The 13,646-nt window shown below is 54.2% G+C and carries 12 protein-coding genes; 9 read left to right on the forward strand and 3 right to left on the reverse strand.

Annotated features, from left to right (window positions below; all coding sequences use genetic code 11):
* Positions 1 to 35: 35 nt before the first annotated feature.
* Together NFX52_RS00170 and lptM are read right to left on the reverse strand one after the other, a co-directional pair.
* A complete protein-coding gene (locus tag NFX52_RS00170) occupies positions 36 to 854 on the reverse strand; it encodes an oxygen-binding di-iron domain-containing protein (RefSeq protein ID WP_055399379.1) in 819 nt (272 codons plus the stop codon).
* Positions 855 to 978: 124 nt separating this feature from the next.
* Positions 979 to 1,188: an LPS translocon maturation chaperone LptM gene (gene lptM / locus NFX52_RS00175; RefSeq protein ID WP_082437493.1), complete on the reverse strand. Its 210-nt coding sequence runs from the start codon at positions 1,186 to 1,188 to the stop codon at positions 979 to 981.
* A 12-nt stretch (positions 1,189 to 1,200) separates the two neighbouring features.
* Here lptM and cyaY point away from each other — a divergent pair, with 12 nt between their 5' ends.
* On the forward strand, positions 1,201 to 1,530 hold the full coding sequence (cyaY, locus tag NFX52_RS00180; RefSeq protein WP_055399280.1) for an iron donor protein CyaY: 330 nt from the start codon (positions 1,201 to 1,203) through the stop codon (positions 1,528 to 1,530).
* Between the two features lie 58 nt (positions 1,531 to 1,588).
* On the opposite strand, the gene NFX52_RS00185 is transcribed toward cyaY, so the two are convergent.
* Positions 1,589 to 3,982: a penicillin-binding protein 1A gene (locus NFX52_RS00185; RefSeq protein WP_055399278.1), complete on the reverse strand. Its 2,394-nt coding sequence runs from the start codon at positions 3,980 to 3,982 to the stop codon at positions 1,589 to 1,591.
* A gap of 268 nt (positions 3,983 to 4,250) precedes the next feature.
* Here NFX52_RS00185 and NFX52_RS00190 point away from each other — a divergent pair, with 268 nt between their 5' ends.
* The 8 genes from NFX52_RS00190 to NFX52_RS00225 all read left to right on the forward strand — a co-directional run bounded on the left by NFX52_RS00190 (position 4,251) and on the right by NFX52_RS00225 (position 13,608).
* A complete protein-coding gene (locus tag NFX52_RS00190) occupies positions 4,251 to 5,330 on the forward strand; it encodes a pilus assembly protein PilM (RefSeq protein ID WP_055399276.1) in 1,080 nt (359 codons plus the stop codon).
* Entirely contained in the window at positions 5,327 to 5,935 is a 609-nt protein-coding gene (locus NFX52_RS00195) for a PilN domain-containing protein (RefSeq protein WP_055399274.1), read from the forward strand. Before NFX52_RS00190 ends, NFX52_RS00195 begins: the two co-directional genes overlap by 4 nt.
* Before the next feature lie 2 nt (positions 5,936 to 5,937).
* Positions 5,938 to 6,618 carry a type IV pilus inner membrane component PilO gene (locus tag NFX52_RS00200; protein ID WP_055399272.1) on the forward strand — a complete coding sequence of 227 codons (681 nt, stop codon included), beginning with the start codon at positions 5,938 to 5,940 and terminating at the stop codon, positions 6,616 to 6,618.
* The gene (locus tag NFX52_RS00205; protein ID WP_082437492.1) at positions 6,615 to 7,157 is read left to right on the forward strand and encodes a pilus assembly protein PilP; all 543 of its coding nucleotides are present in this window, start codon (positions 6,615 to 6,617) and stop codon (positions 7,155 to 7,157) included. The genes NFX52_RS00200 and NFX52_RS00205 overlap by 4 nt, the downstream gene beginning before the upstream one ends.
* Positions 7,154 to 9,295, forward strand: a complete 2,142-nt coding sequence (locus tag NFX52_RS00210) for a type IV pilus secretin PilQ (RefSeq protein WP_156358764.1) — start codon at positions 7,154 to 7,156, stop codon at positions 9,293 to 9,295. The genes NFX52_RS00205 and NFX52_RS00210 overlap by 4 nt, the downstream gene beginning before the upstream one ends.
* A gap of 25 nt (positions 9,296 to 9,320) precedes the next feature.
* The gene (locus NFX52_RS00215) at positions 9,321 to 10,847 is read left to right on the forward strand and encodes a putative Ig domain-containing protein (protein ID WP_156358763.1); all 1,527 of its coding nucleotides are present in this window, start codon (positions 9,321 to 9,323) and stop codon (positions 10,845 to 10,847) included.
* Between the two features lie 413 nt (positions 10,848 to 11,260).
* Complete coding sequence (gene aroB, locus NFX52_RS00220) at positions 11,261 to 12,364, forward strand: 3-dehydroquinate synthase (protein WP_055399270.1); 1,104 nt, start codon at positions 11,261 to 11,263, stop codon at positions 12,362 to 12,364.
* 80 nt (positions 12,365 to 12,444) lie between these two features.
* Positions 12,445 to 13,608: a deoxyguanosinetriphosphate triphosphohydrolase gene (locus NFX52_RS00225; RefSeq protein WP_055399377.1), complete on the forward strand. Its 1,164-nt coding sequence runs from the start codon at positions 12,445 to 12,447 to the stop codon at positions 13,606 to 13,608.
* Positions 13,609 to 13,646 lie beyond the last annotated feature (38 nt).

Below are 13,646 nucleotides of genomic sequence, written 5' to 3' on the forward strand. Positions count from 1 at the left end.
GCAGCAAATTTAGCCTGAAATTCCAAGACCTGTGGCTACCGCGCCGGTGCCGCGCGCATCTGCCGGGTCACAGGATCGATGTAACCGGTGGGAATCTGGTACGCCCGATCGTCAAACAGGTCGATGCCACACATGAGGTTCTCGATCCAGCTGAAGAAATCGCTGATCGCCTGCTTGCCCATGATGGGCGCGCCGTGCTGTGGCACCAGCATGGCGATATCAAGTTGCCGTGCCATGCGGACCCAGAGCCGCAGGATCTTGTTGGACACCATATAGCGGCGGTGAAATCCCTCCATGCGCGGGATGTGAGCCTTGAGGTCGGTCACCGGCACACGAGCCTCGGCGCCCGACATCATCGACACCCCCAGGTCGCCGGTGAACAGGATGCGGCTGACTGGGTCGTAGAAGTGAAAGTTGCCCTCGGAGTGCATGAAGTGCGCAGGCAGCAGCACCAGTTCATGGCGGCCCAGGGGCAGATGCCCGCCACTGTCGGGCACACCGATGACGCGATTTTCCGTCTTGCCTACCTTGGTGAAGTGGGGCGCAAAACGTTCCCAGACGCGTGAGATTACCAGGTCGGCCTTGGTGCTGGTCATCCAGCGATCCAGCGAGGCAATGATGTCTGGGTCTGCATGCGAAGCGATCAGGTACGACAGCTTGTGCGGTGGGAAGTGCTTGGTCATCCCCATGAACAGCTCGTTGAAGGCCAGGTTGCCACCGGGGTCGATGATGGCGCCGGTGTCGTCGTCCACGATCAGAAACTGGTTGGCCTGAACGGCCTGACCGTCTTCTTCGATGAGGTCGGTGAACATCAGACAAGCATGGTTCTTGTCGCGGTAGAGTTCGAGGGCCATGGCCATCCTGCGGTGCAATAAAGCACGAACTGTACGATTGACCCTCTGAGACGTCCTTGATAGAAATCAAGTGCCTTGGTGGTATTGGTGGTCAGAACCGTTGTCCCGGTCCTTCTGCCGCTTTTCAGCGCGGCGCTGACGCTGCACCTGCGGGGGGCTGCGCTGGACTGGCGGTACCGGCGCCGGGGGTCAAGGTCTGGGGCAGGGTCGCACGCTGCGCAGCTGCCGGACTGCTGGGCAAATACAGGGGGCCTCGTTGACCGCAACCTGTAAGGGCTGCCGCACTGGCAGCAAGGACAAGCGTCCTGACTAGAATTTGGGAAGCTTTCAACATGCGCAAATTGTAATGACCGACCTCGAATTCATGGACCACGCCGAAAAACTGCTGCTTGCCGTCGAGCGCAGCTGCGATCGCATCAACGATGCGACCGATGCCGATGTGGACGCCCAGCGCTCCGGGGGCATGGTGACATTGACGTTCCCCAACCGCAGCCAGATCGTCATCAATCTGCAAAAACCGCTGCACGAGGTGTGGATGGCCGCGCGGTCCGGTGGTTACCACTACCGGTTTGACGGCCAAGCCTGGCAGGACACCAAAGGAGCAGGCGAGTTCTTTGACTGCCTGAGCCGCGACGCAGCCGCCCAAGCGGGTTTGCCACTGCAGTTTTCAGCTTGAGCCACCCTCCTGGGTGGCTCACGTCTCTCAGGTAGATGGAAGAGCGTCTGCAACGCCATCAGTTGCGGAACAGGTCCAGGATGCGGTTTCGCTCTTCGGTGGGCGGTGGCGCTTGTGGAGCCACAGCGGGTGATGCGGATCGGTCATCGAGACCCACACTTGGAATACCGCTGTTGCGCGCGTACTCGTCGTAGAACCATTCCCCGCCGACATTGACCACGCCAGCGGGCACTGTGGGCTCCATGACGGGAACACCCTTGAGTGCACGTTCCATGAAATTGATCCATACCGGCAAGCTGAGGCCACCCCCTGTTTCGCGGCTTCCCAAGTTACGCGGCGTGTCGTAGCCAATCCAGGTCACTGCAGCGATCGTGGGCTGGTATCCGGCAAACCATGCGTCCACAGAATCGTTGGTGGTCCCGGTTTTTCCGTAGAGGTCTGGCCGCTTCAGAGTTGCTTGCGCCCGCGCTGCGGTACCGGAGCGCGTGACCTCTTGCAGCAAGCTGTTCATCACGAAGGCGTTGCGGGCATCAATGGCACGCGGTTGTTCGCTGGTGACCGGCGGAGTCGTTTCAGAGATGACACGGCCCTTGTGGTCGGTGACCTTAGTGATCAGCCAGGGGTTCACGCGGTACCCGCCGTTGGCAAACACGGAATAGGCCGTAGCCATTTGCAGGGGGGTGACGGAGCCCGCGCCCAATGCCATGGTGAGGTAGGCCGGGTGCTTTTCAGCATCGAAGCCAAAGCGGGATACCCACTCCTGCGCAGTCTTCGGTCCCACGGCCTGCAAGATGCGGATCGAGATCATGTTCTTGGACTTGGCCAGTCCCGTGCGCATGCTCATGGGGCCGTCGTACTTGCCATCGTAGTTCTTGGGCTCCCATGGTTGGCCACCGGTCACCCCTGCATCAAAGAACAGAGGGGCGTCGTTGATGACCGTTGCGGGCGTGAACCCTTTCTCCAGTGCTGCAGAGTAGATGAAGGGTTTGAAGCTCGACCCGGGTTGGCGCCATGCCTGTGCGGCGTGGTTGAACTTGTTCTTGTCGAAATCAAATCCGCCCACCAGCGCCCGGATGGCTCCAGTGCGCGGGTCCAGTGCCACCAGGGCGCCTTCGACTTCGGGAAGCTGTGTAATTTCCCAGGCGTTCTTGGGTGTTTTCACCACCCGGATCACTGCTCCACGGCGGATCTTGATGTTGGGCGCGGCCTTGTCACTCAGGCCGGACTGTGCGGGCTTCAGTCCATCGCCGGTGATTTCCAGGGTGTCGCCGTTCGCGCGGGCTGCAACGATCTTGCGCGGCGAGGCCTCCAGAACCACTGCAGAAAGGACGTCACCGTTGTCCGGGTGGTTGGCGAGCGCATCGTCAATGGCGTCTTCCACCTCCTGGGCCGCCGTCGGCAATACCACGAACTTTTCCGGTCCTCGGTACTGCTGGCGCCGCTCGTAGTCCATGATGCCTCGGCGCAGCGCCGCGTACGCAGCCTCTTGTTCCGCAGCGTTAAGTGTCGTGTAGACGTTGAGCCCGCGTGTGTAGGCCTCGTTGCCATACTGCGTGAAGATCAGCTGGCGCGCCATCTCGGCCACGTACTCTGCATGAATCCGGGTACTGTCCGGGCCGGTTCGGATCTTGAGTTCTTCTTTCTTGGCATCTGTGGCCTGCTCGGCGGTGATGAAGCCGTTTTCCTCCATGCGCTCAATGATGTAAAGCTGCCTGGAGCGAGCCCGCTTGGGGTTACTGATGGGGTTGTACGCAGAGGGCGCTTTGGGCAGACCCGCAAGCATGGCCGCCTCAGCCACGGACACAGATTTCAGGGGCTTGCCAAAATAGGCTTCTGACGCCGCAGCGAATCCATAGGCACGATTGCCCAAATAAATCTGATTCATGTAAATCTCAAGAATCTGATCTTTGGTCAATAAATGCTCGAGTTTGAATGTCAGTAAGATTTCGTAAATTTTGCGTGTAAATGTTTTCTCTGACGAGAGGTAAACATTCCGCGCCACCTGCATTGTGATAGTAGAGGCGCCCTGGCTTTTTACCCGGCCAAGATTAGCCAAGGCTGCGCGAATTACGCCTTTGTAGTCAACGCCGCCATGCTGGAAGAAGCGGGCATCTTCAATGGCCAATACCGCGTCCTTCATGACCTTGGGGATTTCACCAATGGGGGTGAGGTTGCGGCGCTCCTCGCCGAATTCGCCCAGCAAAGCGCCTTCGGCAGAGTAAACGCGCAAAGGCAACTTGGGGCGATAGTCAGCGAGATCAGAGATGTCCGGCAGGTTCGGATAGGCCACCGCCAGCGCCACTGCAATGGTCAGAGCCAATCCCACGGCGGCGGCAGTCGCCAGGCCCACCATCCAAAGAGTGGCGCGCACCAGCCAACGGAGCCAAGTGGGGCGGGTGGGAGCGGAAGGAGAGTCCTGCTTGTCAGAGGACTTCGATGAAGAGGGCGGCATATCGCTCCGGAGGGGTAAGACGGCCCATTATAAAAATGTCCGCTGCACCCCACTGAAAATCACAATGCCCGGCCCGTGCCCGTCTGCCCAAAGGTGCGTCATCGTTGCCAAACGGTGTTGCAAGGGCGGCTAAATTCGTCTGCTTTTGGCAACGCTCCGCAAGTGTTACGCGGGGAAAAATCTTTGCTGGAGAACTATCTTACTGATAGCATTCATGTGAAGTGTTAAGTTTTGTTGCCTCATTTTGGCAAGTTACAGGGGACCAATCTTGAGCTCAATGGGGTCTTTGTTCAGTCGCCAGTCTCCGCCGCTGCTGGGAATCGACATCAGTTCCTCCAGTGTCAAACTGGTGGAGCTTGGGCGCGATAAGGCAGGCGGCTTGGTTCTGGAGCGTTGCGCGATCGAACCGCTGGAGCGTGGCTGGATCACGGATGGCAACATCGAAAAATTCGACGAAGTTGCGGACGCACTGCGCCGCCTGGTCAAAAAAAGTGGAACGCGCACGAAGAACGTCGCTTTGGCATTGCCACCATCGGCCGTCATCACCAAGAAGATCACGCTGCCAGGGGGCATGACAGAACAAGAGCTTGAGGTTCAAGTCGAGTCAGAGGCCAATCAGTACATTCCTTTCTCGCTCGACGAAGTGAGTTTGGACTTCTGCGTCATCGGCCCCAGCAAAAATGCGCCGGGGGACGTCGATGTTCTCATTGCCGCATCTCGGCGAGAGAAGGTCCAAGACCGCCAAGGTTTGGCAGAGGCTGCAGGCCTCAAGCCGGTGGTGGTGGACATTGAATCCCATGCCTCCCGATTGGCTGCGGGGCGTCTCATTGAGGCCTTGCCCAAGAAAGGCGTCGACGCAATGGTTGCGCTTTTTGAGGTGGGAGCACTTACCACCAGCATGCAGGTTATCCGCAATGAAGAAGTGCTTTATGACCGGGACCAAGCTTTTGGAGGAGCGCAGCTGACCCAATTGATCGTCCGTCAATACGGTTTCTCAGTGGAAGAGGCGGAAAGTAAAAAGCGAAATGGTGACCTCCCAGAAGACTACCAATCGGCTGTGCTGCGGCCGTTTGTAGACAGCATGGCCCAGGAGATCGGCCGAGCTTTGCAGTTTTTCTTCACCAGTACACCCCATAACCGTGTTGATCACATCATGCTTGCAGGTGGCTCCGCGCCGCTGCCAGGCCTGACAGAGGCTGTTACCCAGCAGACCGGCTTTGCGTGCAGCGCAGTCAATCCTTTTGACGGTATGGAAATCGGAAGTTCCGTTCGTTTGAAAAAAATGGTGCGTGAAGCGCCGTCCTATCTGACCTCGTGCGGTCTGGCCATGCGGAGGTTCCTGCAGTGATTCTGATCAATTTACTTCCGCACCGGGAAGCTGCGCGCAAACGTCGGAAGGAAGCCTTTCAGGCGACGATGTTCGCATCATTTCTGATTGGTCTGGCAATCGCTGGGGCAGTGTATTGGTGGTTTCAAATGATGATCACCGCACAGCAAGAGCGAAATGCTTTTCTTCAGAGTGAAATTAAGGTCCTTGAAGAACAAATCAAGGAAATTGCCACCATAGAAGACGAAATTGCGGCTTTGCGGGCTAGGCAGAAGGCTGTGGAAGATCTTCAGTCAGATCGAAATCTCCCTGTTCACTTGCTCAATGAACTCGTGCGTCAGATACCAGAAGGCGCGTATGTGACAAGCATTAAGCAAACTGAGCAAGTAATCGCTATGCAAGGGGTTGCCCAATCCAACGAGCGTGTTTCTGAGATGCTTCGGAATTTGACCGATAACACTCCTTGGCTGTCAAAGCCGGAATTGGTGGAAATTGTGGCCAGCAATATTGCGTTGTCGTCCAGAGACCAGCGTCGAGTATCCACGTTCAATTTGCGCTTCCGTCTGATGCGTACTGGTGAAGCGCAAAAAGCCAAAGACTCAGCTAGCGCCACGATTGGGAAATAGAGATGGCAAAAAAATCAAAAAAAGATATTGATTTCTCTGCCTTGCAGGAGAATGTTTCCCGGCAGTTCCGAAATTTGGATCCCAAAGACCCCTCTTTGTGGCCAGTAGCTCCAAAAATTCTGCTATGTCTTTTTATTTCCATCGCGGTGGCAGCAGTTCTTTGGTTTGCCAAGATCAATGAGTATGAAGTCGAACTTGAAACCGAGATCGCCAAAGAGCAAACCCTGCGTCAAGACTATCAAGAAAAATTGATTAAAGCTGTGAGTTTGGAGGCTTTGAAGCGTCAACGAGAACAGGTCCAGCAGTACGTGATTCAGTTGGAAAAGCAACTACCAAGCAAAGCCGAGATGGCAGCGTTGCTCTCTGATATCAATCAGGCTGGGCTTGGAAGAAGTTTGCAGTTTGATTTGTTCAGGCCAGGGCAAGTGGTGGTTAAAGAGTATTATGCTGAATTGCCTATTCAAGTTCGTGTAACTGGAAAATATCACGACATGGGATCGTTTGCGTCTGATATTGCACATCTGTCGCGGATTGTTACCTTGAACGATATTTCTATTGCCCCAGTAGGGAGGGAAAAAGATGGGGCTGCGTTGACTATGGAGGCCACAGCTCGTACGTTTAGATACCTTGATCCTGAGGAGATTCAGGCTCAAAAGCAGGTGGCAAAGGGCGAAAAAAAATGACGTCATACAGACTGATTCTATTAATAGTGATTGTTCTTGGTTTATCTGGTTGTGGTTCTTCAGGTGATGACGAATTGCGTCAATGGATGTCGGAGTTGAGGGCAACAACAAAACCTAAAGTTACCCCTTTGACTGAGCCCAAGCAATTTTTACCTCAAACCTATGCAATGGCATCAGGGGTCGAACCATTCAATTCGATAAAGCTCACACAGGCGTTGAGACGAGAGTCTACCCAGACTGCCTCTAACGCCGCTTTAATCGCCCCAGAAATGGCCAGACGAAAGGAGCCTCTGGAGTCTTATCCGCTGGATGTAATGGCGATGGTAGGAAGTCTTGATAAAAAAGGTGCACCGACCGCTCTGTTGAAGGTTGATAATTTACTTTATCAAGTGCGAGTTGGTAACTATATTGGTCAAAACTACGGGCGAATAACAAAAATTACTGAAAATACGATTCAATTGCGCGAAATTGTTCAAGATGCGACTGGTGATTGGATTGAACGTGCGGTCTCTCTCGATCTGCAAGAGGACAAAAAATGAAATATCTGAAAATTTATCCATCAAAGATTTGTCAAATTGCAGTGGGATTCACATTTGCTGTATTGACGCCCATTAGTGCGTTTGCACAGGTCGTGGTTCAATCTGTAGTGGGGAGTGTGCAGAACGGTGTAGATGTGGTTCGTATTGATTTTTCTGAACCACTGAAGTCCGTGCCCACAGGATTTTCCATTCAATCGCCTCCACGCATTGCCTTGGACTTTCCTAATGCGTCCAATGCTACCGGAAAAAATATTTTTGAAGTGAATCAGGGCAACGTTAAGTCGGTCAATGTGGTGCAGGCCGGTGACCGCTCCCGAATTGTTCTGAATCTTAAGCAACCCACTTCCTATCAGGCCGATATTCAAGGGAAATCACTGCTGATTTCTTTGGGAACGGTGCAGTCTGTAAATTCGGAAACTCAAGCGGTGTCTGCTCCAGTTTTTGCTGATCCTTCTAGTTCTGAGGTTCAGACACTGAAAGATGTTGACTTCAGACGAGGCGCGGATGGCTCTGGACGTGTGGTGGTGATGCTTCCCTCGAGCCAAGTGGGCGTCGATATTCGTCAGCAGGGAAAAGGTTTGGTGGTGGATTTTCTCAAATCTTCATTGCCAGAAGGACTGCGTCGGCGTTTGGATGTGGGTGATTTTGGCACGCCAGTGCAAGCTATTACCACCGTTCAGCAGGGTGAGCGGGTTCGCATGACTATCGATCCCGTTGGTGATTGGGAACATAGCGCGTATCAAAGTGATAGCCAATTTGTGGTTGAAATCCGGCAGAAAAAGGTCGACCTGAACAAGCTAACACAAGGCCCTGGATATAGCGGGGAGAAGCTATCGCTGAATTTTCAGAATATTGAAGTTCGATCACTTCTGCAAGTAATTGCTGATTTCACCAATTTCAATATTGTGACCTCGGATACAGTCACCGGTTCGCTGACATTGCGTCTCAAAGATGTCCCGTGGGATCAAGCGCTTCAAATCATAATGGAGGCTAAAGGCCTGGGGATGCGGAAATCTGGCACTGTGTTGTGGATTGCACCTAAAGATGAAATTGATGACAGGACGAAGAAGGACTACGAGGCTGCCTTAGCTATTCAAAAACTGGAGCCGCTCCGAACACAAGCGTTCCAAATGAATTATGCAAAAGCGGTTGACATGGTTGCTCAACTGACGGCATCGAGCGGCGGTGCATCTGGGGGGACCTCAAATAGATTCCTGTCGGAGCGAGGTAGCGCTATTGCGGAACCCCGAACCAATCAGCTTTTTGTGACTGACACGGCAAGTAAACTGGAAGAAGTACGTCAGTTGCTATCGACCTTGGATGTTGCTGTTCGACAAGTGATGATTGAAGCGAGAATTGTTGAGGCATCCGATACGTTCGGGCGCTCCTTGGGCGTTCGACTAGGTGGAACAGATTTGCGTGCTAATCGTGGCGGTACCGGGGGGTACAATATCGGTGGTGGCAATAGCGTGGCGTTTGGCACCAGCTATAGTAACGCGGTAGCGTCATCTGGTGCTGGTGGGGCTGCTAATACGTTGGGTAGCTTTGTTAATCTTCCTGCTCAGGCTCAAGGAGGTTTCGATCCAGCAAGTTTCGCTATATCAATTTTTAACTCCGCGGCCAACAGATTTTTGAATCTAGAGATATCTGCGATGGAGGCAGACGGTAAAGGTAAGATTGTGTCCAGCCCCCGTGTTGTGACAGCTGATCAAACCAAAGCATCTATCGAGCAAGGAACCGAATTTCCATATCCCGTAACAGCTCCAAATGGTGGAACGGTTATTGCGTTTAAGAAAGCAGTTTTAAAATTGGAGGTGTTGCCTCAAATAACACCAGAAGGTAATATCATCTTGGATCTTGATGTAAACAAAGATAGTCCAGGTGAAATTCTTCAGAATGTGCGTGCTATTAATACTAAGCACATTAAAACTCAGGTGTTGGTTGAAAATGGCGGTACGGTCGTAATTGGTGGAATTTTTGAATTGTTCGAGGATGATGCCGAGGCAAAGGTGCCATTTTTGGGTGACATTCCCGGCGTTGGTAATTTATTTAAAACAAAAACTAAGCAAGCCAATAAGCAGGAAATGTTGATTTTTATTACCCCGAAAGTTCTTACCGAGCGTGCTGCAATTCGCTGAATTTAATCTTTGAATGGGAACATAAATGTTGAAATATATCAAATTTGTGCCAATTGCACTGGTGACTGCACTTGCGGCTTGTGGCGGCGGCGGGGGGAATCCGGGTCAAACGGATGAAAATTATGCTATCACTTTGCGTGCGGAGAAAACTACTCTGCCTGTCAATGTTGGAAATTATCCTGTCGGTATTGGAGTCTATGCGCCGTTCACGACGGTTTTGTATGTGAATGCTACAAAGGGTGGAGCACCAATTCCGAGTGGCGAGAATGTATTTGGCTGCAATACAGAGTATGGTCTGAGTTCTCGTCCTCTGTATTATCTTGACGGTGATGAAGAGCATCAGGATGATGAGGGAAACCCCCTTGCATTCCGAAACATCGCTCTGGATGCAAATTCCGGAGGCAATTCTTTCTATTTTCATGCGGGTAATCAAGCTGGGGTGGCGACTATTACATGCTCAGTATCGGATCCCCGATCTGGACGTGTTGAAAAGGCGAGTGTAAATATTTCTGTCGGAGCGGGAGCGGCGACTGGTAAGCCTGCAAGTCTGCGAGTTATTGCTGCAACTCCTGAATACGTGGCTCAAAAATTCCTTGGAAGTAAATCCAATCCCAATGGTTTGATAAACCAAGTTGGTATTCAAGCTTTTGTTCTTGATGACAGTAATCAACCTACACCAGATGCATCAGGTGCCAAAGTCCAAGTTAGAATTATGGCGGGAACAGACGCTGCCAATGGTGCTCGATTGGTTTCAGGGAATCAGTCGGGCAGCATTTTGCAGCTGCCGTCTACGGGTGGTGTTGCACTGTTCAGCTTGCTGAGTGGCGAAGAAACGGGGCCCATATTTGTGGAGTTCACGTCAGACCGCTTTGACAACAACGTTGCCAATGGTATTCAGGATCCCATTTCGATCATCGATGTGTTCCCGGTCGTTGCGGCTGTGACTGACCCGCTGACACTGGCAGATGCAGATCTTGGAACAGTGACCAAGGGTGTTCCATTCACTTCCCTCTTGGCTGCGAGCGGGGGATTGCCGCCATTGACTTGGTCCGCTACGGGTTTGCCCGCAGGCTTGTCAATCAATTCCAGTACAGGAATGATCAGCGGAACTGTGAGTAGCACCGCGGAAGAGCGTGATTACCGTGCGACCGTTACTGTCGTCGACAGAAACAAGATCGTTGACACTGCCGTCCTGAAGCTCAAAGTGGTGGGCGGATTGCCTGAGGACTTCGCGATTGGCGATTGCAACTCCGATACGGTGTGTTCGTTGGGCTCAGCGCCTGTCGGTGCGAACTTTACGTATTCCTTCGTGGCATCTGTCAGCGATGTGACCTGGAGTTTCACCAGTCTGCCTTCATGGCTGACCAGTGGTACCACAAGCACGGCGGGTGTTTTGAACGGCGTGCCTAAAGTGGCAAACTGCGGACAGCAGCGGTTCCTGGTGACCGCAACGAAGGGGGCCGCGAAAGTGACACGCACATTCAGTATCACCGTAGTGAGTGCAAGCACTATTCCGCCTGGAGGAGATCCTCTCGAATACACCTGCCCCTGATAGAGGGTAGTCAGCCTGATGCTCAGAAGGCTTTTCGCAACGCCTTCTGAGCAATGATGACACCAAACCCCAGGTATATCCTGGGGTTTTTTTTGAGAAATTGGCTTGTTGATCCCTGTTTTTCTTCGGTGTAGCTGCCGACGAGGGTTAGCGTTGCTGTACCTCGCTCGAGAGGGATGCATTGACGGGTAGACCCTTGGGGTAAGGGAGAATGGCGCGAACTGAGTCAGTAGACCTCAATTTCCTGGGCCAAGACCCTATGCGATTCGTGTGCGTTTGCTGTCTAGCTATCCAATGCGTATTCCGCCCGATAGCCGGGGCGAACCTGGCCCATATGCGAAGTTCATTAAGATAAAAACGGATCCAGGGCAGTGATGTTTCACAGTCATTCAACCAAACTGCAACAATATTCCATGTCCCAGATTGATCAAGCCGTCACCATTGAGCTGGCTGAGCGTAGCTATCGCATACTGATCGGAGATGGCCTTTTGGCCGACGCGGCGTCCTACGCCGGTTTGCCTCGCGCGAGCACGGCATTGATTGTGAGTAACACCACGGTCGCCCCTTTGTATGCAGATGCTTTGCGGGAAGCACTTGCAGGCCGTTATACGCAGATTCATGAGTTGCACTTGCCTGACGGAGAAGAGCATAAGAATTGGCAGACTTTGCAGCTCATTTTCGACTCGCTGCTGTCCAACACTTGTGATCGGAAGACAACCGTTTTTGCGCTAGGAGGGGGAGTCGTTGGTGACATGACAGGCTTTGCTGCGGCCAGTTACATGCGAGGAGTGCCTTTTGTGCAAGTACCTACCACGCTACTGGCCCAAGTGGACTCTTCGGTGGGCGGCAAAACGGCCATCAACCACCCTTTGGGCAAGAACATGATTGGCGCGTTCTACCAGCCGCAGTTGGTGGTGTGCGACCTTGCGGTGCTCGATACGTTGCCAGCGCGCGAGTTCAGTGCGGGTCTTGCAGAAGTCATCAAGTACGGACCGATCTCGGACATGGCCTTCTTTGATTGGCTGGAACGGAATATGGATGCCCTGATCGCGCACGACCGCGACGCCCTGGCGCACGCTGTACGGCGCAGTTGCGAGATCAAGGCCTGGGTTGTCGGCCAGGATGAAAAAGAGACGGGCCTTCGTGCCATCCTCAATTTTGGCCATACCTTTGGGCACGCCATTGAAGCTGGCATGGGTTATGGCGTGTGGCTGCATGGTGAGGGCGTTGGTGCCGGCATGGTGATGGCGGCAGAGCTTTCTCGCAGGCTTGGCTTGGTGGACGGCGAGTTTGTGGCCCGCCTGAATCTGCTGATTCAGCGCGCGGGGTTGCCCACCAAGGGGCCCATTCTGGATGCCGCAGACAATGCCGGCCGTTATTTGGAACTGATGCGCATCGATAAGAAGTCAGAAGCCGGTGAGATCCGATTTGTCGTGATCGATGGCCCGGGCAAGGCGGCAGTGCGCGCTGCACCGGACAGCCTGGTGCGCGAAGTGATTGATGCCTGTTGTGCCTAGAAGGTGCTTGTCACCAATTGCTATAAATAGTATAGCTATTTGCGCTTTATAGATAAGCGCTGGCGGCAATTTTGATTCCGATCCTTGACCTCGCTCCGTACGCCTGCCACCCTGCTGCGACCAGGGGGCGGCGCTACCCTGAAACACCGGCACCCACACGGACCGAATACCAGCGTGATCGGGACCGGATCGTGCACTCCACTGCATTTCGGCGATTGGTCTACAAGACGCAGGTCTTTCTCAACCATGAAGGGGACCTGTTTCGCACACGCCTGACGCACTCGCTGGAGGTCGCACAATTGGGGCGGTCCATCGCTCGCTCCTTGCGCGTCAACGAAGACCTGGTGGAAGCGATCTCGTTGGCCCACGATCTTGGGCACACGCCGTTTGGACATGCCGGCCAGGATGCGCTGCATGGGTGCATGGCGGAGCACGGGGGCTTTGAGCACAACCTGCAGAGTTTGCGGGTGGTGGACAAGCTGGAGGAGCGTTATCCACAGTACGACGGACTGAACTTGACCTTCGAGTCGCGTGAAGGCGTGCTCAAGCACTGTTCCAGGCAACACGCACAGCAGTTGGAGCGGGAAGAGCCCGGTGGCGTCGGTGCAAGGTTTTTGCGCCGGGAGCAGCCCAGCCTGGAGGCGCAGCTGTGCAACCTAGCCGATGAAATCGCCTACAACGCGCACGACATCGATGACGGCGTGCGCTCTGGGCTGATCACGCTGGCGCAATTGCAGGACGTGCCCCTGTTCGACCAGTACCGCGCTGCGGCCCAGGCCGAGTACCCGGATCTTGTGCAGCCGCTCCTGCAGCGGCGCCTGTTGTTTGAAGCCATACGGCGCATGCTCAGCGCGCAGGTTTATGACGTGATTGATGCCACGCAGGCAGCGCTGGCCAGGCACGCGCCCACTGATGTGCAGGCCGTGCGCCAATCGCCGTCGCTCGTGATGTTTGGCGATGCCATGCGTGCGCGCTCGCTGGAACTCAAGCAGTTCCTCTTTAAAAACCTGTACCGCCATCCACGCGTCATGGAGACCACGGGACGTGCGCAGGAGGTCGTGCGCGACCTGTTTGCAGCGTACACGGCCTCCCCCCAAGAAATGAAGGCGGCGTTTGCCGAGCAGGCCTCTGTGGACTGCGGCCCGCTGCGGGCAAGGGCTGTGGCGGATTTCATTGCGGGCATGACAGACCGGTTTGCAGCGCGGGAGCATGAGCGCCTGACGGGGCGGCGGCTTTTCGACTAGCGGCTGTCGGGGGGCAGAGCGCCCGGTAAAATCAACCC

Source organism: Acidovorax facilis, assembly GCF_023913775.1.
Classification (GTDB): domain Bacteria; phylum Pseudomonadota; class Gammaproteobacteria; order Burkholderiales; family Burkholderiaceae_C; genus Acidovorax; species Acidovorax facilis.

Bases quoted from the DNA above. Each gene is read 5' to 3' on its own strand.
- cyaY (WP_055399280.1), top strand. From the start codon at position 1,201: ATGACCGACCTCGAATTCATGGACCACGCCGAAAAACTGCTGCTTGCC.
- NFX52_RS00215 (WP_156358763.1), top strand. From the start codon at position 9,321: ATGTTGAAATATATCAAATTTGTGCCAATTGCACTGGTGACTGCACTT.
- aroB (WP_055399270.1), top strand. From the start codon at position 11,261: ATGTCCCAGATTGATCAAGCCGTCACCATTGAGCTGGCTGAGCGTAGC.
- NFX52_RS00185 (WP_055399278.1), bottom strand. From the start codon at position 3,982: ATGCCGCCCTCTTCATCGAAGTCCTCTGACAAGCAGGACTCTCCTTCC.
- NFX52_RS00200 (WP_055399272.1), top strand. From the start codon at position 5,938: ATGGCAAAAAAATCAAAAAAAGATATTGATTTCTCTGCCTTGCAGGAG.
- lptM (WP_082437493.1), bottom strand. From the start codon at position 1,188: ATGTTGAAAGCTTCCCAAATTCTAGTCAGGACGCTTGTCCTTGCTGCC.
- NFX52_RS00210 (WP_156358764.1), top strand. From the start codon at position 7,154: ATGAAATATCTGAAAATTTATCCATCAAAGATTTGTCAAATTGCAGTG.
- NFX52_RS00205 (WP_082437492.1), top strand. From the start codon at position 6,615: ATGACGTCATACAGACTGATTCTATTAATAGTGATTGTTCTTGGTTTA.
- NFX52_RS00170 (WP_055399379.1), bottom strand. From the start codon at position 854: ATGGCCCTCGAACTCTACCGCGACAAGAACCATGCTTGTCTGATGTTC.